Consider the following 22,567-nt stretch of genomic DNA (forward strand, 5'->3'; position numbering starts at 1 on the left):
GGTATCAAGCCAACTGCGGCACTGCCGCCATACCATGGGCGCGGGCGTAAACCAGGGTGTTTTGTCAGGCAGTGCCGTAGTCGAGACAGCACTAATGTTAAATGCGTTACCGGGACGAAACAGGTCGAGCGCCGGTAACCATCGGTTAATACCGGCGTGGCCGGCCCAACCGAGCGCCCGGGAAGGGGCGTGGGATAGCACTGGTCTGGAAAGAACGGCCGGGAACGCGAAGTGCCGCGCAGTCTTCGACCTTGATCAGATAGCGGATCGCAGTGTCGAGATAACCCCGCTTGGTCAAGTCGTGATAGGCGATCTCGCCCATGGCATTCTGTACATAGATGTTCTCGGCATTCAGATTACAATTATGGTAGACCCCCTGTTTCCCAGTGATGGACTGCGCCCACAGCTCTCCAATCCTCTTGCTCAGAGTGACCGGTTCCTTTCGCCGATTGGCATCGAAGAAGAACACGAAATGGTAATGAAACCCCTTGTCCATGCCCCACTCCAGCTTCCAGGCGTACCCCAGTTGATGAGCAAATAGATCATTGGTGTGAAACTGCTGGCAGAGTCGTTCACGGTGATGCTTGGCCGTCTCGTAATCGATCCAGGAGCCATACTCCTGGCTATACCCCAGATCCACACGCAGTACGAGCAGGCAACCATGGCGCTCGAACAGGGCCTGAATAAGGTTTCTCAGGCGCTTGAGGTTGTCGCGACTGTTACGGTGAACGCGTTGGCACTCGTAGGCAAAATCCGGCAACGACAGCTGATGATGCCAGGTGCTTAGCCGTTCATTCAGATCCTCAACGGCCCATTCGGCCCGTTCGCGAGTCATCATCGGGGCCCCGTTGAATATTGCCTCATGCAAATAGACACAGTCCTGAAACGATCGCAAAAAGCGGTCGATATAAGGGCTGGGCGCATAGTGGTGACCGAACGCGTTATTCCCAAAGAGCGTCAACAGCTCGGCAAGGAGATTCTCGAGCCTGGTCAGCAGCGGGTGACTCGCCAGCCTAACCTGGTCGCTGCCCCAGGAAACCGGTTGAATCAGATTCTCGCTATACAAATAGCGATTCCCCTTTCCCAACGCTCTCAATTGGTTGTCCGCCTCGATCAACCGTCTCGTCAAGACGTGCCGTGACGAGACAAGACGCTCTTGATTTTGGGAATCCGTTACCACCTCATACTCATCCAGACAGCCTAGAAAGTCCTGTATGTCGCTGTCGCTCAGATTATCTCTTTCAAATTCACACATGAAATCATCCTTCCGTTTCGAGAATTTATAGCGTCTTGCTCGTAGGATGATCCATGACCATAAAAAAATACGGCAAAGCCGTTATATTTCTTATATCCCATGACATTTGATTGTTTAACATTTTTATAAAGTGGTTTCTTGTGAAGACGTAACATCCAAATCAATAAAGAGCTTTCCCGTTAGCAAGGCTAGATAGGCCTTGCTTATTCCCTTTGTAGAAAACCCTTTTATATCCAATAACAAAGGACCCGAAAATTGAAGGTTTTCCGATACTCGTAAAAACCGGACTTTTGAGTGTAGGTAACGCAATGATGACGGCGCTTCAGCTCCCAAACTCTAAAAAAAGTTAGCGTCGTGAACAGGCGTCGTAGCTTGATATTTTTTGGCTTCGCATGTCGAGGGGATTTAAAAGATTTTCAGCCACGTACTACCTCCTTGAAGTCGGGAGGCGATGACTTCTTCGACGCGCCTTTATGTAATCAGGAGGTTTGTATGATGATCACGTGCCCGAGTTGTGGTTCGTGTCGCACTTGCACACGCCATCGCGGACGTAAGATCGCTGGAGGTATCGGTATGGCAGCAGGTTCTGCCGGCGGGGCCGCCGGTGCACTAAGTGGTGCCAATACCGGGGCCATAGTAGGAGCCTGGGCAGGCCCGGTGGGAATCACCGTGGGTACCCTCACCGGTGCCGTTTTCGGAGGCCTAGTGGGTGGCACGGCTGGTGGGATCACGGGGACCCGTCTTGGTAACGAGCTCGACGCGAAGGTGCTCGATAACTATGAGTGCCGAGATTGCGGGAGCTCCTTCCGCACCATTAATCCTTAGCAAACTCGACTCCCCGTATTCTTGTACTTACCTCGCTTTATAACTGAGGCCAGCAGCCCCCATGGGAGCTGGCTGTTTATGCCGTATTTATCACAGTCATATAGGAGATACTTTCATGGCACATCAAATCGAACACATGGCCTACGTCGGTGACACCCCCTGGCATGGCCTGGGCCAGCAGCTGTCCCGTCACCAACCGCTGGAGGTCTGGCGGCAGCAGGCCGGCATGGACTGGCACATCGAGGAATCCCCGGTGCGCTTCATCACCGATGGTGCCGGCCACCTGGGCAGCATCCATTCCTTCCCCGAGCAGAAGGTCCTATATCGCTCCGACACCCGGGCCCCGCTGTCGGTGGTCTCCCAACGCTACAAGGTGGTACAGCCGGAAGAGGTGCTGGAGTTCTACCGCGATCTGACCGAATACGCGGGCTATGAGCTCGAGACCGCCGGGGTGCTCAAAGGTGGCCGCAAGTTCTGGGCCCTGGCCCGTAGCGGCCTGGGCGGAGCTCTGCAGGGCCAGGATCAGGTCAACGACTACCTGCTGCTGGCCACCTCCTGCGACGGTTCACTGGCTACCGTCGCTACCCCGACGTCCGTGCGGGTGGTCTGCAACAACACCCTGACCATCGCCGTGGATGGCACTTCGCAGGGCGTGAAGGTGCCGCACAGCACCGAGTTCCGACCTCAGCTGGTCAAGCAGCAGTTGGGGATCTCTGTCTCACAGTGGGACGACTTCATGTATCGCCTGAAAACGCTGGCCGAGCGCAAGGTCAGCCAGGAGGAAGCGAGAGCCTACTTCCAAGCGGTGATCTGCAACGCCGAAGCACCGCTGGAAGATCCCTCCAAGCTACCCAACGTTCGCGCCCTAAATCGCGTCCAGAAGCTCTATCAGGGTGAGGGGCGTGGCTCTCGGCTGTGCACGGCGCAAGGCACCGCTTGGGGGTTGCTCAACGCGGTCACCGAGTACGTGGATCACGAGAAGCGCGCCCGTAGCAACGACTACCGGATGGACTCCGCCTGGTTTGGCCAGGGAGCCGGTCTCAAGGACAAGGCCCTGGAGTCAGCCCTTGCGCTGGTGGGCTGATTTACCAGTAGCGACACCCCCACTCAGTCTTTCCCTCATCACGGCATAGCGCCCGGCCCCTTGAAAGGCCGGGCGTTACTTCTTCTGGAGATGCCCATGCAACCGCCCATGACGTTCGACATGTGCCGTGTCTTAACCCAGCTGACGCGTCAGTTGCTGGAGGCCGGCGAACACGCAACAGAGACCCATGTGCTGGCCGAGGGTCGCGTCTATCGCGTGGCCCTGACCCTTGAGCCGGTGTCTATCGAACAACTCCCTGACGTCATCCAACGCTATCGCTAACGGAGGCCATTATGGCAACGCCCATTCACCCCAAGACCGTCAACAAAGCACCGGTTACCCAAGCCACCCCGGACAACACCGCGATCATCCAGGTGATCGAGCGGGCCGCCCTCAATCCTGATGTCGATATCGACAAGATGGAGCGCCTGCTGCAGATGCAGGAGCGCGTGCTGGATCGCCAGGCGCTGATGGCCTACAGCGCTGCCATGGCAGCCATGCAGACCGAACTGCCAAGCATCGCCGAGCGCGGGAAAACCAACAACGGCCACTACGCCACCCTCGAGGACATCGTCGATACCGTGCGGCCGATCATGAAGAAGCACGGCTTCGCGGTGAGCTTTCGTATCCAGACGCAGGAGCGCGGCATCCTGGTGACCGGCGTGCTGATGCACCAGGACGGCCATCGGGAAGAGACCAGCATGCTGCTGCCGGCCGATACCAGCGGCAACAAGAACGCTGTACAGGCCTTTGGATCCTCCACCAGCTACGGCAAGCGTTATGTGCTTTGCGCTCTGCTCAACATCACCACCCGGGGCCAGGACGACAACGGCCACGCCGCCGCTCCGGTCAAGCTGGTCACGCCTTTTCAGGCCGGGCAGATCAGACAGTTGATCGCCGCCTGCCCCCCAGCAACCCAGGAGTGGTTCGTCGGCAAGTACGGCGACGCAGAGCAGGTGCCGCGAAGCGACTTCGACTGGCTGCGGGCTTCCCTACAGAAGCGTGCGCAGCCCAACCACCAACATCACTGATCGGCCAGCGAGGGAACCTCCCCTCGCTGGCTTATGCCGTGTCATCGAGAAGGAGAACATCATGCAGATCCTGACACTGGAACAGGGCACGCCCGAGTGGCATGCCGCAAGGCTCGGCATCATCACCATGTCCGAGTTGAAGACGCTGCTGGTCAAGGGCAAGGGGCCAGCAGGCTTCGGAGCAGGTGCACTGAGCTATATGCACCAGTTGATTGGCGAACGCATCACCGGCGAGCCCTCTGATGCCTTCCAGGGAAACACCCACACCCAACGGGGACACGAGTTGGAGCCGGTGGCCAGAGAACTCTACCAAGAAGCCACAGGACTTCCGCGTCTTGAGCAGGTCGGCATCATCCTTAATCACGAAGTGGGCTATTCGCCGGATTGTCTGGTGGATAGCAACGGCCTCGTCGAGATCAAGACCAAGCTACCCAAGTACCAGATCGAGCTGCTGCTGGCAGACGAGCTGCCCCAGGAGCACGTCGCACAATGCCAGGGGGGCTTATGGGTCAGCGAACGGGAGTGGATCGACTTCGTCAGCTACTGGCCGGGCATGCCGCTGTTCGTGAAGCGGGCCTACCGGGACGAGGCGATGATCCGCACCATCGCCGAGCGGGCCGAGGCCTTCTACGAGGAGCTGGAGCGCCGCATGACCATGGTCATGGCGGCCTGAGGAGGGAGACGCCATGAACCACCGCAAGCTGAGTGCCGGCGAGACCGCCGGCACCTATCGCATCACCGACACGGTGACTGAAGCGGAGCTCTTGAGCATCGCCAAGACCTTCGCTCGTCGTCGGCTATCTAGGGGACGCAAGATCACTCAGCCAGCACTCGCTTTCGAGTACCTGCAGGTGCTACTACAGGACTACGAGCACGAAGTATTCAGCGCCTTATTCCTCGACAGCCAGCATCGGGTGATCTGCTTCGAGAAGCTGTTCCGCGGCACCATCGACTCAGCCAGCGTCTACCCGCGTGAAGTGGTCAAACAGGCCCTGGCCTGCAACGCCGCCGCTGTGATCTTGGTGCACAACCATCCGTCTGGAGACCCAGAACCCAGCGACGCTGATCGACGTATCACTCAGCGCTTGAAGGAAGCGCTGGGCCTGATGGAAATCCGGGTGATCGATCACATCGTAGTGGGTAGTGAGGAATGTGCGTCCTTCGCGGAGATGAGATATCTGTAAAAGCGAGACACGACATAAAGCCGGTGCTGCTCCTAGGGGGCAGCACCTCAAGGCCGTATCATTATTTTTTTTGCCCAGTCATTAAAAATATCAACCTTACAAAAATTTTAAGAACTTATTCTCTGCATACGAGATATATTATTATTGAAAAATAAATAAAACCGAATTTCAACTTGAAAAATAAGCTATTTTTACCAACTCTTCATCTCATTGGCTCGACGGCTATTTTCCCAGAACGAGGGTCACCTTGCAGCTCCAATACTTGGAGCAAACTATTATCCAATCGACCAAACTTCTCCTTCAGATGTCTGGCAAGTGGACGGCTTGCGGTAGTTATTACCAAATGAACATGGGGCTGGGAAATAGCGATAGCACGTAAAATATCTAACACAGCAACACGATTAAGATCATCTAAGTGAAACAATGGATCATCCATGAAGAATGTACCACCTAAAGAACAAGCTCGAGCCAAGAAGATAGCTAGCGCCAGATCCTGTCGTTGCCCTTGGCTAAAGTTATCAGTGGAAAGTCGATTGCCATCGATTTGTGCGAACCATTTCAATGGATCTGACTTGTCGCCATGCAATATGGTGTCAAAAACATGGTTAGCATGCACGCGACTAAAAAGACTGCGCACAGTGGGCATCAAATCATTAAGCTGCTCACAAATATACCCATCCCGATGCTGAGATAGTCGATTACTTAAATTTTCTGCAAGCTGTAACTTTTCGCGAAGCTGAATAGCTTTCTGACGCTTCTCATTTAACCGAACCCTCGCCTCTCTTGCATGACGAGCCTCTTCAGCATGTCGAAGGCTGACTTGCGCAGCATCTAAATAATTTTTCGCTTCCGCTAATCTCCTTCGCTCTCCTATAATCGCACTTTCTATCTCTTCTATTGCAGGCTTCGTAAGCTTTTTACCTGACAAACTCTCCCAATCGCGGCCCAAATCACACAGACGATTATCTAATGCTGCCAAAGCTTTATAAACTTCTGAAACATCATGATGGATTAGGCGCTGCTGTATCGATTCCTGAATACGTCCCGCTCTATCGATAGTTTCATTTACTCGCTCCCTACGAGAGCATATTTCTTGAAGTTCATTTTTAATCTTCGCGTGCGATAAACCCAAAACCTTGGCCACAGGAAGTTTTGAATTTACTTCAAATGGAACTTTTTTGAAAACAGCCGATATGACATCGAGTTTCTGGTATAGATGACGCAAATTTCGAGCATGCTTGACCTCATCTTCCCATTTTTCAGGAAAATCTGACAGCCCAAGCTGATGAGCATCATCCAAGTGTTTTTTTATCATGCCATGCTTGTCGCGCCACTCCTCATATACAGAAGCTCGTTGTTTTACATTTATTACTATCCTGTCTTGATGATGCACTTGCTCTTTTACCTGAGAAAGCTGCTTTTCCATTGCTTGAACAACCGGAGTTGTGCCAGCCAATGTCTGATCAACTGCAGAGCGGAGTGCCTGAGCTGTAATCCAGTCGTGCCCACAAAGAGGACAATCAGATGTATCACCATCGAGCAAGTTCAGCGCCGTTCTTCCTGCAGTGCGAAGCTCACCGATAGGGCCAGCTAAGCTATCAAGATTAGATGAAATTTCGCGCTGCTGCCGTTTTAACTCCGAATGATAGGCGATACTGCGATCTATCTCTTCATTGCTTGGCTCACCCAGCGAAAATTCTTCCGTAGCCTCTAACTCAGAAACCCGAAACTTAGCCTTTAGCAAGTCAGGCACAAACTTCATCAAAACATCAAGCTTAGCGAGGCGCTCTTCAGAAAAAAGATAGGCCCGTTTTTCAGTCTCTTCTCGGAGACCTGTAATGTTAATATCCTTCGCCAGAAAAGGAGCGACATCTTCATCACGTAAAACTTTTTCTAACTCTTTCAAGTGCCATTCCATATCACGGCCAGTTCCTGACAAACGTGATTCCTCGTACCAAGCACTCTCTTTAATTTTATCAACTCGCGCCAACCAACTTTTGAGCCATTTGATCGTTGCGGATTCTGAACCTATTTTTTTTTGTAATTCTTCTTTTTCCTTTTCAAGGCTACTCAGCTGCGGAAAAATCGCCTTGACGCGTTCTAGGACTTCTGCTTGCTGCTCGACCATGGAGCCTCGACGCGTCACCTCAGCAAGCAGGCTATCAAACGCATGATTGGGCTCTAGATTATCTATAGAAAAATTAATGGTCTCTGCAGCTTGCGTCAGTGATGAATCAGCTCCAGAAGTGGGCGGCACAAATGAAAAATATTCTTTATCTTCTTCCTCTAGCCTAGAAACATCTTTTTCAATAATATTAAACTCAGGCCCAATTTCATTTTTATAGCGTTTGATTTGCCTTAGCGAAGCTTGTATATGCTCTACACCAAATAAGTCGGCAAAGACTCGGCGCCGGCTTTCAATTGAATCTTTTTCATCATCCAAGAGCAATGCTAAATCATGACCAGCTAAAAACCGGGTACCCCGTAACCAGCTCTGACGAATCCCAGTGGCAGCCTTTCCAGTCTCTGCCATTGCAGTATCGGGTGCCAGATATTCCAAGAATGCACCCGGCGCCGATTTGCGTAGGGAGCTGCTGCTATCCCCCCTTTTCCATTGCCCACGTGTTCGTTCCACCCTTTGCGAAGTGTCACCAACGAAAATTTTCGCACTTACACGCGGCTGAGCGGATTCAACAGATGTTAAGCATTTGAGATTTCGTTCCTCAATGCCTTTAACTTGTCCCGTTAGCAGCCATTCCAAAGCATTACAAACGGTAGTCTTGCCAGTCCCATTTGGTGCCAATAGCAGAGTTAACCGCCCTGGAAAAGCTAAAGTCGTTGTGTGGTTTACACCGCGGAAGGCCTCAACAGTTAGTTCTCGAATTTCAATAGGAGTAGACGTCATTGTGAAATTTCCGTTAGGTGGCACAAAGCCGCTTGCTTACCATCAACACCAATTTTCTCAAGTAATATCTTCTCATCTTTCGGAAGATTCGGTAAGTTACGAGGTCCTTCACGGGGGCCTAGGCCACGCACACCCAATACAGTGATTGAATCAAGGCCATTCCAAGAATTGCTCTGCTCTTCATACCACACCACAGCACGACGACATATTGATCGTTTCAATCTTGCACGACGGATTTCAACCATATCTGGATTTGGAGGATCAGGTAGTACCAGAACGACATAAGCGTCAATCACTGACCCAGTTTGACCTGCTTGAGGTGGCAAGGATTCCGCGAAGTGGTTTTGGGCCGACTGATCCGCCAATTTCAGCGCGCTATCTGTTGTTTCAGCTACAGGCCACACCACAAGCCACGCATAGTCACTGCTGTAAGCATAAGCATTTTCAGGAAGGTTCGGATACAATGGATGCCCACTACCAACCTGAGAGAAGCCGACAGATTCAGCCAATTTGTTAATTTCTTTGATCAGACTATCCATGTCTGGACTCATAGAGGCACGTCCTCTCTCAGAGCATCGAACCTTTGATCGTCATCCTGTTCATCATCTAGCACCTCAGCAATGGGTATAAACTTTGCGAAGCGCGTGCCATGTGCCTGCCCAATATCGTCGGACTCTTCAGGAGGGGCAGCAAAATCAGTATGTCGATCAGGGCGAACCAACTCTGGGTATAGTCCACCATCGTCGGCGTGAGCAACTGCAATAAGTGGAGGGTGTGAGTCAGTACAAGCCGCCCACGAGCGCAGCTGTTGTCTCATCACTTTACCCTTCTCGCCGCTCCAAATTAGAATGTTTGCACCCGTTTCAGTGCAACTCAGTAACCCTTCTAGAGAGGGATCGACACACCATACGGTCTGGTCGCTGCCAGCCAGTTGACATAGTGCTTTAGTTGAACGCTTCAGAAGTTCCTTGGGATCGGTCGGTTGATTGTCAAAACCCCAAGGTTCAGTTGGAGGGGAAGCCTTTGCACCCAAACCATGTAAACAGGTACCCGTTATCGACTCGGAACTTATCCCCACTCCATCTGAAATTTCCCTAACTGCAGCCTCCTGTTGTGAAGTGCCTGGCTGCATATGTCGACGAAGAAACCGGGGGAATTCGTAGTCAAGTAACGATGGGCATTCAGTGATATCCTCACTAACCATTGTGACAAGGTCAAGCCGATGTGATACTTCCCAAAGCCACCGAGCCGTAGTCGGACCGTATGGAGGCCATACCACTCGACCAAAAAGGATAGAGGGTTGAGAATGGCGCACAACACCGCCGACTAAAGCGTCGGTTTCCTGCGTACGGATAAAAGGGCGCCGCTCAGATTCCGATGGTAGACTCGCTCTATATCTCCTATCCATATAGACTCCAGTGCGAGTCCGCCAACAATCTTCCTCATCTTGAGATCGAGGCACATCGAATGCGCAGTTCACTAATGCAACAACTACGTTTGGTATTGATTGAACAAGATAATTAAGCCTCGCATTCCATATACTATTCCATGGGCTTGGATCATAGAGGCTACCCACGACCAAGACTCTTGGCTCATCTGCCTCAGAACGAGCGATTTCGCGAAAACGCTCTTGCGGATTGCCTTCTCTGTTAGAAACCAGATCCGCGCAAATGGCAGGAAGCAAAAGCATATCGTCGAACCGAAGAGCCAAAACAGATCGCCCTTCTTCTGTTACATGCTGCGGCTCTACTGATTGTTCTCGGCAATTCTTCAAAAAACAGAAGCACTGGGTACGGCCAGTATCGCTGGGGTCGTGAACCCAACACCACCCACCGTTGTAGCTTCTGCCTGAACGAAGTGTCTCGTTAGGACCAAGCCTTTCGGTTTCGACTCTTGGATCTTCAGTCCACTCTCTGATGGCCTTTCCTTTCACCGGCCCAAAGCCAGCGATTACTATTATCTTCTCGGGCCTTTTCCTTATTCGCTCATCCAGGTCGTGCCAGTGATTGAAACCAAAAGAGAACTCTGGGAAAACGATCAGAAGTGGATCGGGTGGGGCTAGCGAATCTAGCTCTGACTCGGCACCAGATGCATCATCATGATCGAATAGGGCATGGACAGCAGCTAATGCAGCTGGCCTATCACCTCCTTCTCTCAGCTGTTCGGAGGAGAGAGGTGCCGTTTGCACCATAACTAATGACAGCGCTCCATTTGAGAGCAACCGCATAGGAATTTCGTATCGATCGCTACCCTCGACGTCCTTCGCGCTGTCATTTGTAGTGTGTTCTCGCGCCATCCCAAGTCTCATACTGACGGTAACATGCTCAACAGCAAGGTAGATTTACTTAAGGCTACCGTACCTTCTTGGCGAATGCACTCGCTGTGTTGATGTATTGAGAGCAGTAAGCAACAGGCACGGAGCAACGGATCATCAGAAATCCGAAGGCAATGCGTCCAGTGCATTCCTAAACGCTCTACTAGAAGCCAGCTTCAAGGTATGGGCTGAGGTATGGTCTTGGGCACAGCACAAAATAAAAAAGCCGCTGAAATCAGCGGCTTATTCGATATTCTTGGCGGAGGGGGAGGGATTCGAACCCTCGAAGCCTTTCGACTTACACACTTTCCAGGCGTGCTCCTTCGACCACTCGGACACCCCTCCGCATTGTCATCTCGAGAAACATGATGCCCGCGTTGCGCGGTGCTTATCCCTCAAGACGGCGCATACTTTATCGCCTTAAGTTCTCGATTGCAAGCCGTTTTTCGGCTTACATCAGATTCGTCGCGTGGCAGTTCGGGGTCTGATGGCGAAGCGGCGCGGTGGCGAAGCGGCGCGATGGCGTCAGCGTGCTGCGATGGGAGGTTCGCTGGCCAGCACGGCGTAGTCACCCCTGGCTTCCAGGCAAAGGGTGTCGCCGCACCACAGCTGCTGGACCAGGGCAATGCGGCCCTTGCCGCGTTCCGCCAGGCGCTGCTCGAGCGCCGCTTCGGCGCCTGTTTCCCTGCTGACCTGCCCGGCACTACCCGGCCCTGCCGCACCACTGGCATCAACGTCTGCGGAGCTGCTTGCCTCGGGTCGGCAGATCAGGCGGTAGTCGCCGGTCACCGGGGCGAGAAAGCGCTGGCTGGCCTCGGCCACCACTACGTCGCGGTTGTAGCCTCGACGGCGCAGCCACAGGGTGGTCCAGCACCAGCCGAGCAAGGTGGTCTGGGCGGCCAGCGAGCCGCCAAAACCGGTGCCCTTGTCGTTGAGGTTAGGGGTCAGGGCAAGCTCCCAGCGCAGCGAGTCCTGGTCGCGCGCCATACGGGTGATGCCAAGCGACCCGACCAGGGGGATGGCCTCACCCAGCCAGTCGAGAAAGGCCCCGGGGTCGTCCTCGCCTCCCTCGGGCGGCAAGACGGGCCGCGGGTGGGCCGTGCCAACGCGTCTGATCAATTCATCCATGAGGGGTTAGTCCCAGCGCTCGACAAAATCCTCACTATCGTGACAGGCGATGGGCTTGTGGCGGCCTCCGAGCTGGCCGATGTAGATAAAGGCGACCAGTTCGTCGTCGTCGCCGAGCCTGAGGCCCTTGCGCACGGTGTCGTCGAAGGCGTACTTGCCACTGCGCCACATGGCGCCGAGCCCCAGGGCGTGGGCGGCCAGCAGGATGCCGTGGGCAGCGCAGCCAGCGGAGATGACCTGCTCGATCTTCGGCACCTTGGGCACGTCCGGGTTCACCTTGGCGACGACGCCGATGATCATGGGTGCGCGCTTGGGCTTCATTCGAGCGCTATTGAGGCACTCGTCTGTCGCCTTGGGGTCTTCGCGAAATTCGGCCTCGGCGAACAATTCACCCAGGCGATCGAGCCCCTCGCCGGAGAACTCGATAAACCGCCAGGGTCTGAGCTCCTTGTGATCCGGTGCGCGCAGGGCGGCGCAGTAGATCGCCTCAAGCTGCTCACGGCTGGGCGCCGGCCCCATCAACTTGCCCATGGAGCTGCGCTCGTGCAGCAGTGTCATTGCATCCATCGTGTCACTCCAGAGGGTCCGAGCCCTGTCACTGTTCAGCGATCGAGAATTCTTCGCATTACCCTACCAGATCACTCGGGTATTGTCTGTGGCGCTGTCGCTATCGCCCTGAGCCATTGCCGACTACTGGCGCGCCAGGCGCAGCGGCGTAGGCGGTGTCTCGCCGGGGGTACCGCGCCAGGGGCTGATGTCGAGACCGCCGCGGCGCACGTAGCGTGCCAGCACCAAGAGCCGTTCTGGGCGAGCCTTGTCCATCAGGTCCATGAAGATATGCTCGACGCAGTGCTCGTGGAAGTCTTGGTGCTGGCGATAGCCGACGATGTAGCGCAGAAGGCCTTCGCGATCGAGCCGGGGACCGCGGTAGCGGATCATCACGCTGCCCCAGTCGGGCTGGCCGGTCACCGGGCAGTTGGACTTGAGCAGGTGGGACGTCAGCGTTTCCTCGACGATCTCGTCACTGACCGAAAGGTGCTCCGGGCTCGGCGTATAGTCGCTGATCTCGATGTCCTGATCGTCGATGCACTCCCCCGGCAACGGGCGCGGGTTGAGCTCGGCGTCGTCCACCGCCAGGATCTCCACGCTGAGCTCGGCACCGGCGGCCTCGCTCAAGTCGCGCTTCAGCGTTTCGATCAGTTCGTCGTGGCCAGCAAAGCGGGTCTGATTCAGGCTATTGAGGTAAAGCTTCCAGGACTTGGACTCGATCAGCCGGGGCGAGCTTGCCGGCAGGCGAAAGCGTGCCACGGCGACACAGGGCTTGCCCCTGGGCGTCAGCCAGGACAGCTCGAAGGCGTGCCATTCATCCTCGCCGACGAAGGGCAACGCGCCCTCCTCGATTCCCAGCGGTTTGCGGTTGGCGGCGCGTTCGATGGGAAACAGAAGCTGCGCATCGTAGCGCTCGGGATAGTCCGACTCCCGTCCCAGGGGCGCATCGGTCAGGGTGTCGGGGCGGTGGTGGGGATCCCGAGGGATAGTGGACATGGCGATACCTGAACAAGAGAGAGTCCGAGAGACAAACGGCGACCGGCCGCCCGAGGCGGCCGGAGCGATCAACTGCGAATGCCCTTGCCGTTTTCCAGCATCCACAGGGCAATGGCGAACAGCACCACGATAAAGCCGAAGATAGCGGCGAGCGCCCAGCCGACCGGGATGTCGGAGACGCCAAGGAAACCGTAGCGGAAGACGTTGACCATGTAGAGGATGGGGTTGAGCATCGAGGCGCCCTGCCAGAAGGCCGGCAGCAGCGAAATCGAGTAGAAGACCCCACCCAGGTAGGTCAGCGGCGTCAGCACGAAGGTCGGCACGATGGAGATATCGTCGAACTTCTTGCCGAGCAGCGCGTTGATGAAGCCGCCGGTGGCGAACAGTGCCGCGGTCAGGATCACCACCCCGATGGTCAACAGCGGGTGGGCCACCTCGATACGGGTGAAGAACAGCGACACCCCGGTGACGATAATGCCGACACCGAGCCCGCGCGCCATGCCACCGAGGATAAAGCCCGCCAGTATCACCCAGTTGGGCATCGGCGAAACCATCATCTCCTCGACACTGCGCTGGAACTTGTTGGAGAAGAACGACGAGGCCACGTTGGAGTAGCTGTTGGTGATCACCGACATCATGATCAGCCCCGGGACGATGAAGTCCATATAGCTGTAGCCGTCCATCTCACCGATGCGTGAGCCGATCAGGTTGCCGAAGATGATGAAGTACATCGTCATGGTGATCGACGGCGGCAACAGGGTCTGCGGCCAGATCCGGGTAAAGCGCCGGACTTCCTTGGCCACCAGGGTCCACAGGGCGATCGCGATCTGACTCGGGTTCATCCTCTCAGCTCCTTGTCGGCGTTGCCGCTTTCCACCATGGACACGAACATTTCCTCCAGCCGGTTGGCCCGGTTGCGCATCGACAGCACCCGCACGCCGTCTGCCTTGAGGGCATCGAAGACGTCGTTTAGGCACTGCCCGCGATGCACCATCACCGATAGCTGGGCGCTGTCCACCTGCTTGACCTCGAAGCCTTCGATGGCGGGGGCATGATCGATGGGTTCGGCCAGATCCAGCAGGAAGGTCTCGGTGTCGAGCTCACTCAGTAGCTCGCGCACGCTGGTGTTCCTGACGATCTCGCCGTGGTTGATGATGCCCACGTTGCGGCACAGGCTCTCCGCCTCTTCCAGATAGTGGGTGGTCAGGATGATGGTGGTGCCTTCCTCGCGGTTGATACGCCGCATGTACTCCCACATGCTGCGGCGCAACTCGATATCCACCCCGGCGGTGGGCTCATCGAGGATCAACAGCTTGGGACGGTGCATCAGCGCGCGGGCGATCATCAGGCGGCGCTTCATGCCGCCGGACAGCATGCGTGCGCTGCCGTTGCGCTTGTCCCACAGGCTGAGGTCCCTGAGCAGACTTTCCGCCCGAGGCAACGCTTCACGGCGAGGCATGCCGTAGTAGCCGGCCTGGGCCAGCACGATATCGATGACCCGCTCGAACTGGTTGAAGTTGAACTCCTGCGGCACCACCCCGAGATGGTACTTGGCCCGGGCGAAGTCCTCGTCGATATCGATGCCGAAGATCTTTACCTGGCCGGCGGTCTTCTGCACCAGCGAACAGACCACGCCCAGGGTGGTGGACTTGCCCGCCCCATTAGGGCCAAGCAAGGCGTAGAAGTCGCCCTGCTGGACGTCGAGGTCGATGCCCTTTAGGGCCTTGAAGCCATTGCCGTAGACCTTGGTCAGGCCTCGAATGGACAGAGCCGGTTCGGCCATGAGGGATCCTTGGTGTCAGGGTTGAAAGCTTGGGCTTTGAAGCATGAGATCGGACGCCAAGCGCTGCACGCCTTCGCTAGCTTGCCTGTCGCGGGTGACTCGACGTTGACGGTTGGCATCAGCTTGCCCAACCCGTCGCGATCGCGCCGTGCCGAGCGACGGGATTCGCTATTCGATAGAAGGCTTAGCATATGGGGTCGGTCGGGAGCATCTTCAACCGGACAAAGCGGCAAATGCGGCGTCGACGCAGGGGGCACTCGATGGTCTTACGCCGGACTCGCTTCGCGCAAGCACAAAAAAATCGCCGATCAACGCGATGATTCGCGTCGCTCAGGCGACTGTTGCTGCTTCTGGCGATGTGCTTTTCACAGGTATTTGAGACGCTTCTCGATACTGGAGCGGGAAACGAGATTCGAACTCGCGACCCCAACCTTGGCAAGGTTGTGCTCTACCACTGAGCTATTCCCGCTTGATCGATGCAGTCCAACGATGTCTTCATCGTGTCCTGCCTGCGCTGCGAAGTGGCGTCCCATAGGGGGTTCGAACCCCTGTTCCCGCCGTGAAAGGGCGGTGTCCTAGACCACTAGACGAATGGGACGCATGGAGCGGGAAACGAGATTCGAACTCGCGACCCCAACCTTGGCAAGGTTGTGCTCTACCACTGAGCTATTCCCGCAAACGCATCGCAAATTGTACCGGAAAGTGGCGTCCCATAGGGGGTTCGAACCCCTGTTCCCGCCGTGAAAGGGCGGTGTCCTGGACCACTAGACGAATGGGACGCATTGGAGCGGGAAACGAGATTCGAACTCGCGACCCCAACCTTGGCAAGGTTGTGCTCTACCACTGAGCTATTCCCGCGCTGCGCACTACTGCCGCATTCCGGCCTCGAGATTCGAGTTGGCGTCCCATAGGGGGTTCGAACCCCTGTTCCCGCCGTGAAAGGGCGGTGTCCTGGACCACTAGACGAATGGGACGCATCCGCCTCGTCTCATCTCGAGGTGGCGCGTATGTTACTGAGCACCCTCAAAAGTGTCAACCCCGGCTGAAGGATTTCCTGCTCGATTCAGCGCCCTTCTCTATATAGGCTCTTTCTATACGCATTCGCTCTCCATCGACGCTTCAGCCACCCTCCCCTGCATCGTGGAACGCAGGAGTTGGTCAAACTGCAGCAAACGTCTTAGCTTGAATACCGAGGCTGCGACTTTGATGCAGTCGTGGGTGCCGCATCGACGCGAACCACGATGCGCAAGCCTCGACCGAACGTCACGGGAGACCGTCCATGCGCAAGAAGATCGAGAAGTCCGACGCCGAATGGCGAGAGCAGCTTACCCCGGAGCAGTACCACGTCACCCGCGAAAAAGGCACGGAACGTCCCTTTACCGGTGACTACCAGATCACCGAGGTGCACGGCATCTATCACTGCGTGTGCTGCAACGCCCCCTTGTTTGAAAACGAGCACAAGTTCGACGCTGGCTGCGGCTGGCCCAGCTTCGACCGCCCGCTGTCCTGCGAAAGCGTGCAGCGCCACGAGGACACCAGCCACGGCATGCACCGCATCGAGGTCACCTGCCATCGCTGCGATGCCCACCTAGGCCATGTGTTCCCCGACGGTCCGACCAGCACCGGAGAGCGCTTCTGCATCAACTCGCTGGCCATCGACTTTCATGAGGGGGAGTAGGCGTTGCGCCATCCCCTGGCCTACGCCCCAGACGTCTCTCTCCCCTTGCCCCTTTCCTTCTCGCTGCAAGCCCCTGTGCCCGCCGCCAGGTGTTTTTCGGCGGGCCTGGCGCGCTTGTCGCCCGGACCTTGCGACCTCGCCTCCCACCGTGTGCGACCCTGCCCTCCATCATCTGCGACCTTGTCATCCACCGCTCGCGACATTTGCCTCGCATTTCCATAAGATGGGGAGCCATTTGCGCAACACCCTTTAGAGAAGGCAGGAGAACGAGATGCTGGGCTGGTTTCCGGGACACATGAACAAGGCGCGACGCCAGATTCTCGAGGCGCTGCCGGAAATCGACGTGGTCATCGAGGTGCTGGACGCGCGCCTGCCCTATTCCAGTGCCAATCCGATGCTGGCGAGCCTGACCCGCCACAAGCCGGTACTCAAGATCCTGTCCCGAGCCGATCTGGCCGATCCTGAGGGTACCCGTGCCTGGACCGCCCACTTCGACGCCCAGCCAGACACCCGCGCCCTGGCGGTGACCACCACCAATACCCGCGAGCTCAAGCGCATTCCCAAGCTGTGCCATGAACTGGCTGGCCAGGTGCGTGCCGACCGCGACGTGCGGGTGATGGTGATGGGCATCCCCAATGTCGGCAAATCGACGCTGATCAATGGTCTGGCGGGACGCACCATCGCCAAGACCGGTAACGAACCGGCGGTGACCAAGCGCCAGCAGAAGGTACGCATCCAGGGTCGCGTGGCGCTGACCGACACCCCGGGCGTGCTGTGGCCAAAGATAGAGGATCAGGCCAGTGCCTATCGTCTGGCGGCCAGCGGCGCCATCCGCGATACCGCCATCGACTATGTCGATGTGGCCCTGATCACCGCCGCCGAGCTGGCCAAACGCTATCCAGAGGCGCTCAAGGCACGCTATAAACTCAAGGCGCTGCCGGCCTACGAGGCCAATCCCGACGCCGACAAGGTCGAGGCCGACGGAGACGCTCGCCCGGACCTGATGGCGCTGGCCGGCTTCGACGGCCACGCCATCCTCGCCGAGATCGCCGCCAAGCGCGGTGGCCTGCGCGCCGGTGGCGAGATCGACCTGCACCGCGGCAGCGAGGTGCTGTTGCACGAACTGCGTGACGGCAAGCTCGGGCGCCTGACCCTGGAGACCCCGGAGGACATCCCGGCGCCTGAGGAAGCCGCTGTCGACGCCGCAGACGATGCCTCGGAAGACGGCTCGCAGGATGTCACAGAAGACGCCTCGAAGGCAGCACCTCACCAGGGTGCCCAGGGCGGAGCGGCGAGCGACGACTAGGCCGCACGCCCGGCCACCGCCGCCCCGGCAACGCATCGACAGGACTCACCAACAACGACACTCCCGCCCCGGCGGGCACGGACACACGGACCCAGCGAGACCCGCGCCATGGACACGCCCACCCTTTCCAAGTCTCACAAGCTCGACAACGTCTGCTACGACATCCGCGGGCCCGTGCTCGAGCACGCCAAGCGGCTGGAGGACGAAGGACAGCGCATCCTCAAGCTCAATATCGGCAACCCGGCGCCGTTCGGCTTCGAGGCGCCGGAAGAGATCCTGCAGGACGTGATGCGCAATCTACCCACCGCCCAGGGCTACTGTGACTCCAAGGGTCTCTACTCGGCGCGCAAGGCGATCATGCAGGAGTGCCAGCGCAAGGAGATCCCTGGCGTAGGTATCGAGGACATCTACATCGGCAACGGCGTCTCCGAGCTGATCGTGATGGCCATGCAGGCGCTGCTCAACGACGGTGACGAGGTGCTGATCCCGGCCCCCGACTACCCGCTATGGACCGCTGCGGTGAACCTGTCCGGCGGGCGTGGCGTGCACTATCTGTGCGACGAACAGGCCGACTGGGCGCCAGCGATGGACGATATCCGCGCCAAGGTGACCAGCCACACCCGCGCCATCGTCATCATCAACCCCAACAACCCCACCGGTGCGGTCTATCCCCCCGAGGTGCTGCGCGAGCTGCTCGACATCGCCCGTGAGCACAACCTGGTGGTGTTCTCCGACGAGATCTACGACAAGATCCTCTACGACGACACCGTGCACGTGGCCACCGGGGCACTGGCCAGCGAAGACCAGCTGGTGGTGACCATGAACGGTCTGTCCAAGAGCTACCGCTGCGCCGGCTTTCGCAGCGGCTGGATGACCCTGTCCGGGGCGGTGGCACGCCAGCGCGCCAACGACTTTATCCAGGGCCTGACCATGCTGGCCTCGATGCGCCTGTGCGCCAATGTGCCCGCCCAGCACGCCATCCAGACCGCACTGGGGGGCTACCAGTCGATCAACGACCTGATCCTGCCCGGCGGGCGCCTGCTGGCCCAGCGCGACATCACGGTGGAAAAGCTCAACGCCATCCCAGGGGTCAGCTGCACCACGCCCAAGGGCGCGCTCTACGCCTTTCCGCGCCTGGACCCCAAGGTCTTCAATATCCAGGACGACCAGCAACTGGTGCTGGACCTGCTGCTGCAGGAGAAGATCCTGCTGGTCCAGGGTACCGCCTTCAACTGGCCCGACCCGGACCACGTGCGCATCGTCACGTTGCCCTGGGCCGATCAGCTCGGCGACGCCCTGGATCGCTTCGCCCGCTTCCTCTCGCGCTATCGCCAGTAAGCGGTCACGCCGACGTCATCGCCGGGTGCCAGCATCGAATCCGCTATCTCGACGCTGGCACGGTGATAGCGTCATCCGCGCCCGGGCGCTTGAAACTTGTCGCTCCAGGGCTTATCTAAGCATCTGATTCCTCCCGTCGAGCCGATTGGCTCGGCAGGTTTCCTTCCTTACGGAGAATGTCGGCAATGATGAGAATCCTGCTCTTCCTGGGCACCAACCTGGCGGTGATCCTGGTGGCGAGTATCACCCTGCGCCTGCTCGGCGTGGAGCCCTACCTCAACGCCCAGGGCATCAACTTCAACAGCCTGCTGATCTTCTGCTTCGTGTTCGGCATGGCGGGTTCCATGGTGTCGCTGTTCATCTCCAAGTGGATGGCCAAGCGCTCCACCGGCACGGTGATCATCGAAAATCCCTCCAACGCCACCGAGCAGTGGCTGGTCGACACCGTCGCCGAGCTGGCCCGCGAGGCCAACATCAAGACCCCGGAGGTCGGCATCTTCCCGGCCCAGCAGTCCAATGCCTTTGCCACCGGCTGGAACAAGAACGATGCCCTGGTCGCGGTGTCCGCCGGTCTGCTCAATCGCATGCAGCCCGAAGAAATCAAGGCGGTGCTGGCCCACGAGATCGGCCACGTCGCCAACGGCGACATGGTCACCCTGGCGCTGATTCAGGGCGTGCTCAACACCTTCGTGATGTTCTTCGCCCGGGTGGTCGCCCAGGTGGTCGACAGCTTCCTGCGGCGTGACGACAACGAGGGCCTTGGCTTCTTTGGCTACATCGCCGTGGTCATGGTCGCCGAGATCGTGTTCGGCATTCTGGCCTCGATGATCGCCGCCTGGTTCTCGCGCTTCCGCGAGTACCGCGCCGACGCCGCCGGGGCCAAGCTCGCCGGTTCCGGCGCCATGATCAATGCCCTGGCTCGACTCAAGGCCGAGACCCAGATGCCCGACCAGATGCCGGACACCCTGACCGCCTTCGCCATCACCACCGGCCAGACCCGCAAGCTGATGGAAAAGCTGTTTGCGAGTCACCCGCCGCTGGACGACCGCATCCGCGCGCTCAAGGAAGCCGCCTACCGCCAGTAAGCGCACACTTGATGCGCTCGCAACGCCCCCGCCCGGCCCTGCCTGGCGGGGGCGTTGTCGTTGGAGCCGGCTTTCACTTACTCCTCTCGGCACACCCAGGATCGCTTCGCCATTTGCGCGTACGCCTCGTCACGACAATAGTTAAGCAGCGTACAACGAGGCGTTCTGGCCGCACGGCCAGCGGCCTGCAACGATCTACCGAAAACACGAGGGTATGCCATGTCAGTCTCTTACTCCCTGCGCGGGGCAATCGCAGGCTCGGCGCTAGGGCTCGCTCTGGGTCTCGTCTCGACCTCGGCGCTGGCCGACAGTCAGGCGATCCTGGAAGGCGAACGCTTCCATCCTGAGGTCAGCACCCGCGGCATGGTCGCTACCAGCCACTTCCTGGCCTCCGAGGTGGCCCGAGAGGTGCTGGCCAACGGCGGCAATGCCGTGGACGCCGCCGTGACCGCAGGCTTTGCGCTGGCGGTCACCCAGCCGCGTTCGGGCAATATCGGCGGCGGCGGCTTCATGCTGATCTCCGACGAGAACAGCGATGAAGTCATCGCCATCGACTACCGCGAGAAAGCGCCCAAGGCGGCCTACGAGACCATGTTCCAGGACGACAACGGCGACGCTGTGGCCGAGCTGTCCCGCTACACCCACAACGCCGCCGGCGTACCCGGAACCGTGGCAGGGCTGGCGCTGGCGCTGGAGCGCTACGGCACCATGAGCCTGGCCGAGACCCTGGCCCCGGCCATCAAGCTTGCCGAAGAGGGCTTCGCCGTGCCCCAGCGCTTCGTCGACGGCATCGACAGCGCCAGCGAACGCTTCGAGCCCTGGGAGGCCAGCCGCGCCAAGTTCTTCAAGGAGGATGGCTCGCGCTACCAGGTCGGCGACATCTACCGCCAGCCGGACCTGGCCGCCACCTTGAAGCGCATCGCCGAACAGGGCCCCCGTGAGTTCTACGAGGGTGAGACCGCCGAGCTGATCGCCGCCGAGATGGAGCGTCACGACGGCCTGATGACACGGGAGGATCTGGCCAGCTACGAGGCCACCGTGCGCGACCCGGTGCATGGCAGCTACCGTGGCCACGACGTCTACGCGATGAGCCCGCCGTCCTCCGGTGGCGCCCATATCGTGCAGATCCTCAACATCCTCGAGGACGACGATATCGGCGAGCTGGGCTTCAACTCGGCCCGCACCATCCACCTGATGGCCGAGGCAATGAAGCGGGCCTACGCCGATCGCTCCCAGTATCTGGGTGACACCGACTTCGTCGAGGTGCCCCTGGCCGGGCTGACCTCCGAGGAGTACGCCGCCGAGCTACGCAGCGATATCGCCGCCGACCAGGCCACCCCGAGTGCCGATATCGCGCCAGGCAACCCGCTGCCCTACGAGTCCAACGAAACCACCCACTTCTCGATCGCCGACGGCAACGGCCTGGCGGTGTCCAACACCTACACCATCAACTTCAGCTATGGTTCGGGCATCGTGGTCGACGGCGCCGGCTTCCTGCTCAACAACGAGATGGACGACTTCTCGGCCAAGCCGGGGGTACCCAACGCCTACGGTCTGATCGGCGGCGAAGCCAACAAGATCGAGCCGGAGAAGCGCATGCTGTCGTCGATGACGCCGACCATCGTCAAGCGCGACGGCAAGAACTACCTGATCACCGGCAGCCCCGGTGGCTCGCGCATCATCACCACCACCCTGCAGGTGCTGATGAACGTGATCGACCACGACATGAACATCCAGGCAGCGGTCAGCATGCCGCGCATCCACCACCAGTGGCTGCCCGACGAAATCCGTATCGAACAGGGCGTCAGCCCCGACACCCTGGACCTGCTGGAGAGCATGGGCCACACCGTCAGCCAGCAGGAGGCCATGGGTGCCGCCCAGTCGATCCTGATCGAGGACGGCGTCTTCTACGGCGGCGCCGATCCGCGCCGTTCCACCTCCTCGGCCATGGGGCTGTAACCTGCTGACACCCAGGCAACGCCAAGACTTGGCCGCGACGCCAAGACTCAGCCGCGCGATGGAAGTCGCAGTAGAGGATGTCCGCCCCAACAGACAAGGGCCCGGCGCATGGCGTCGGGCCCTTGGGGTGTCCATGTAGCTGGTCGG

Annotated in this window: 19 protein-coding genes and 7 tRNA genes; 10 read left to right on the top strand and 16 right to left on the bottom strand. The window is 58.3% G+C overall.

Annotation, left to right across the window (positions count from 1 at the left end; genetic code table 11):
- Positions 1–145 precede the first annotated feature (145 nt).
- Positions 146–1,255 (bottom strand): inovirus-type Gp2 protein, encoded by a 1,110-nt coding sequence (locus EBB56_RS00705; RefSeq protein ID WP_124802414.1) that lies wholly within the window; start codon positions 1,253–1,255, stop codon positions 146–148.
- Between the two features lie 940 nt (positions 1,256–2,195).
- Between EBB56_RS00705 and EBB56_RS00715 the strand changes: the two genes are divergently transcribed.
- The 5 genes from EBB56_RS00715 to radC all read left to right on the top strand — a co-directional run bounded on the left by EBB56_RS00715 (position 2,196) and on the right by radC (position 5,379).
- Entirely contained in the window at positions 2,196–3,164 is a 969-nt protein-coding gene (locus tag EBB56_RS00715) for a DUF932 domain-containing protein (protein WP_124802418.1), read from the top strand.
- 120 nt (positions 3,165–3,284) lie between these two features.
- The gene (locus EBB56_RS21800) at positions 3,285–3,446 is read left to right on the top strand and encodes a hypothetical protein (protein WP_185696359.1); all 162 of its coding nucleotides are present in this window, start codon (positions 3,285–3,287) and stop codon (positions 3,444–3,446) included.
- An 11-nt stretch (positions 3,447–3,457) separates the two neighbouring features.
- A complete protein-coding gene (locus EBB56_RS00720; protein WP_124802420.1) occupies positions 3,458–4,195 on the top strand; it encodes an ERF family protein in 738 nt (245 codons plus the stop codon).
- A 61-nt stretch (positions 4,196–4,256) separates the two neighbouring features.
- Positions 4,257–4,868 (top strand): lambda exonuclease family protein, encoded by a 612-nt coding sequence (locus EBB56_RS00725; RefSeq protein WP_124802422.1) that lies wholly within the window; start codon positions 4,257–4,259, stop codon positions 4,866–4,868.
- Positions 4,869–4,881: 13 nt separating this feature from the next.
- A complete protein-coding gene (gene radC, locus EBB56_RS00730; protein WP_124802424.1) occupies positions 4,882–5,379 on the top strand; it encodes a RadC family protein in 498 nt (165 codons plus the stop codon).
- Between the two features lie 202 nt (positions 5,380–5,581).
- On the opposite strand, the gene EBB56_RS00735 is transcribed toward radC, so the two are convergent.
- From EBB56_RS00735 to EBB56_RS00800, 15 genes are all read right to left on the bottom strand, one after another.
- A complete protein-coding gene (locus EBB56_RS00735) occupies positions 5,582–8,284 on the bottom strand; it encodes an AAA family ATPase (protein ID WP_124802426.1) in 2,703 nt (900 codons plus the stop codon).
- Entirely contained in the window at positions 8,281–8,823 is a 543-nt protein-coding gene (locus EBB56_RS00740) for a hypothetical protein (RefSeq protein WP_124802428.1), read from the bottom strand. The genes EBB56_RS00735 and EBB56_RS00740 overlap by 4 nt, the downstream gene beginning before the upstream one ends.
- An 8-nt stretch (positions 8,824–8,831) precedes the next feature.
- Complete coding sequence (locus EBB56_RS22295; RefSeq protein ID WP_409360197.1) at positions 8,832–10,592, bottom strand: ABC-three component system protein; 1,761 nt, start codon at positions 10,590–10,592, stop codon at positions 8,832–8,834.
- 263 nt (positions 10,593–10,855) lie between these two features.
- Positions 10,856–10,943: transfer RNA gene (locus EBB56_RS00745), tRNA-Ser, on the bottom strand.
- 180 nt (positions 10,944–11,123) lie between these two features.
- Complete coding sequence (locus EBB56_RS00750) at positions 11,124–11,726, bottom strand: YiiD C-terminal domain-containing protein (protein ID WP_108131654.1); 603 nt, start codon at positions 11,724–11,726, stop codon at positions 11,124–11,126.
- A 6-nt stretch (positions 11,727–11,732) separates the two neighbouring features.
- On the bottom strand, positions 11,733–12,293 hold the full coding sequence (locus tag EBB56_RS00755) for a nitroreductase (RefSeq protein ID WP_108131653.1): 561 nt from the start codon (positions 12,291–12,293) through the stop codon (positions 11,733–11,735).
- Between the two features lie 123 nt (positions 12,294–12,416).
- On the bottom strand, positions 12,417–13,271 hold the full coding sequence (gene queF / locus EBB56_RS00760; protein WP_124802430.1) for an NADPH-dependent 7-cyano-7-deazaguanine reductase QueF: 855 nt from the start codon (positions 13,269–13,271) through the stop codon (positions 12,417–12,419).
- Positions 13,272–13,339: 68 nt separating this feature from the next.
- Positions 13,340–14,113, bottom strand: coding sequence for an ABC transporter permease (locus EBB56_RS00765; RefSeq protein WP_045993708.1), 774 nt, complete (start codon positions 14,111–14,113; stop codon positions 13,340–13,342).
- Positions 14,110–15,054 carry an ABC transporter ATP-binding protein gene (locus EBB56_RS00770; RefSeq protein WP_124802432.1) on the bottom strand — a complete coding sequence of 315 codons (945 nt, stop codon included), beginning with the start codon at positions 15,052–15,054 and terminating at the stop codon, positions 14,110–14,112. Before EBB56_RS00770 ends, EBB56_RS00765 begins: the two co-directional genes overlap by 4 nt.
- Positions 15,055–15,448: 394 nt before the next feature.
- Positions 15,449–15,523: transfer RNA gene (locus tag EBB56_RS00775), tRNA-Gly, on the bottom strand.
- Positions 15,524–15,576: 53 nt separating this feature from the next.
- Positions 15,577–15,652: transfer RNA gene (locus EBB56_RS00780), tRNA-Glu, on the bottom strand.
- A 3-nt stretch (positions 15,653–15,655) separates the two neighbouring features.
- Positions 15,656–15,730 (bottom strand) — tRNA-Gly (locus EBB56_RS00785).
- A 27-nt stretch (positions 15,731–15,757) separates the two neighbouring features.
- A tRNA-Glu gene (locus EBB56_RS00790) sits at positions 15,758–15,833 on the bottom strand.
- 4 nt (positions 15,834–15,837) lie between these two features.
- A tRNA-Gly gene (locus tag EBB56_RS00795) sits at positions 15,838–15,912 on the bottom strand.
- 40 nt (positions 15,913–15,952) lie between these two features.
- Positions 15,953–16,028, bottom strand: a tRNA-Glu gene (locus tag EBB56_RS00800).
- A gap of 305 nt (positions 16,029–16,333) precedes the next feature.
- On the opposite strand from EBB56_RS00800, the gene msrB reads away from it, so the two are divergent.
- The 5 genes from msrB to ggt all read left to right on the top strand — a co-directional run bounded on the left by msrB (position 16,334) and on the right by ggt (position 22,420).
- Positions 16,334–16,732 (top strand): peptide-methionine (R)-S-oxide reductase MsrB, encoded by a 399-nt coding sequence (msrB, locus tag EBB56_RS00805; protein WP_045994885.1) that lies wholly within the window; start codon positions 16,334–16,336, stop codon positions 16,730–16,732.
- A 271-nt stretch (positions 16,733–17,003) separates the two neighbouring features.
- Positions 17,004–18,038 carry a ribosome biogenesis GTPase YlqF gene (gene ylqF / locus EBB56_RS00810; RefSeq protein ID WP_124802434.1) on the top strand — a complete coding sequence of 345 codons (1,035 nt, stop codon included), beginning with the start codon at positions 17,004–17,006 and terminating at the stop codon, positions 18,036–18,038.
- Between the two features lie 108 nt (positions 18,039–18,146).
- Complete coding sequence (locus tag EBB56_RS00815; protein WP_045994887.1) at positions 18,147–19,376, top strand: pyridoxal phosphate-dependent aminotransferase; 1,230 nt, start codon at positions 18,147–18,149, stop codon at positions 19,374–19,376.
- 185 nt (positions 19,377–19,561) lie between these two features.
- On the top strand, positions 19,562–20,461 hold the full coding sequence (htpX, locus tag EBB56_RS00820; protein ID WP_045994888.1) for a protease HtpX: 900 nt from the start codon (positions 19,562–19,564) through the stop codon (positions 20,459–20,461).
- A 219-nt stretch (positions 20,462–20,680) separates the two neighbouring features.
- A complete protein-coding gene (gene ggt / locus EBB56_RS00825; RefSeq protein ID WP_108449652.1) occupies positions 20,681–22,420 on the top strand; it encodes a gamma-glutamyltransferase in 1,740 nt (579 codons plus the stop codon).
- Positions 22,421–22,567 lie beyond the last annotated feature (147 nt).

Origin of the sequence: Halomonas sp. YLB-10 (assembly GCF_003856855.1) — a bacterium.
Lineage (GTDB): Bacteria > Pseudomonadota > Gammaproteobacteria > Pseudomonadales > Halomonadaceae > Halomonas > Halomonas litopenaei.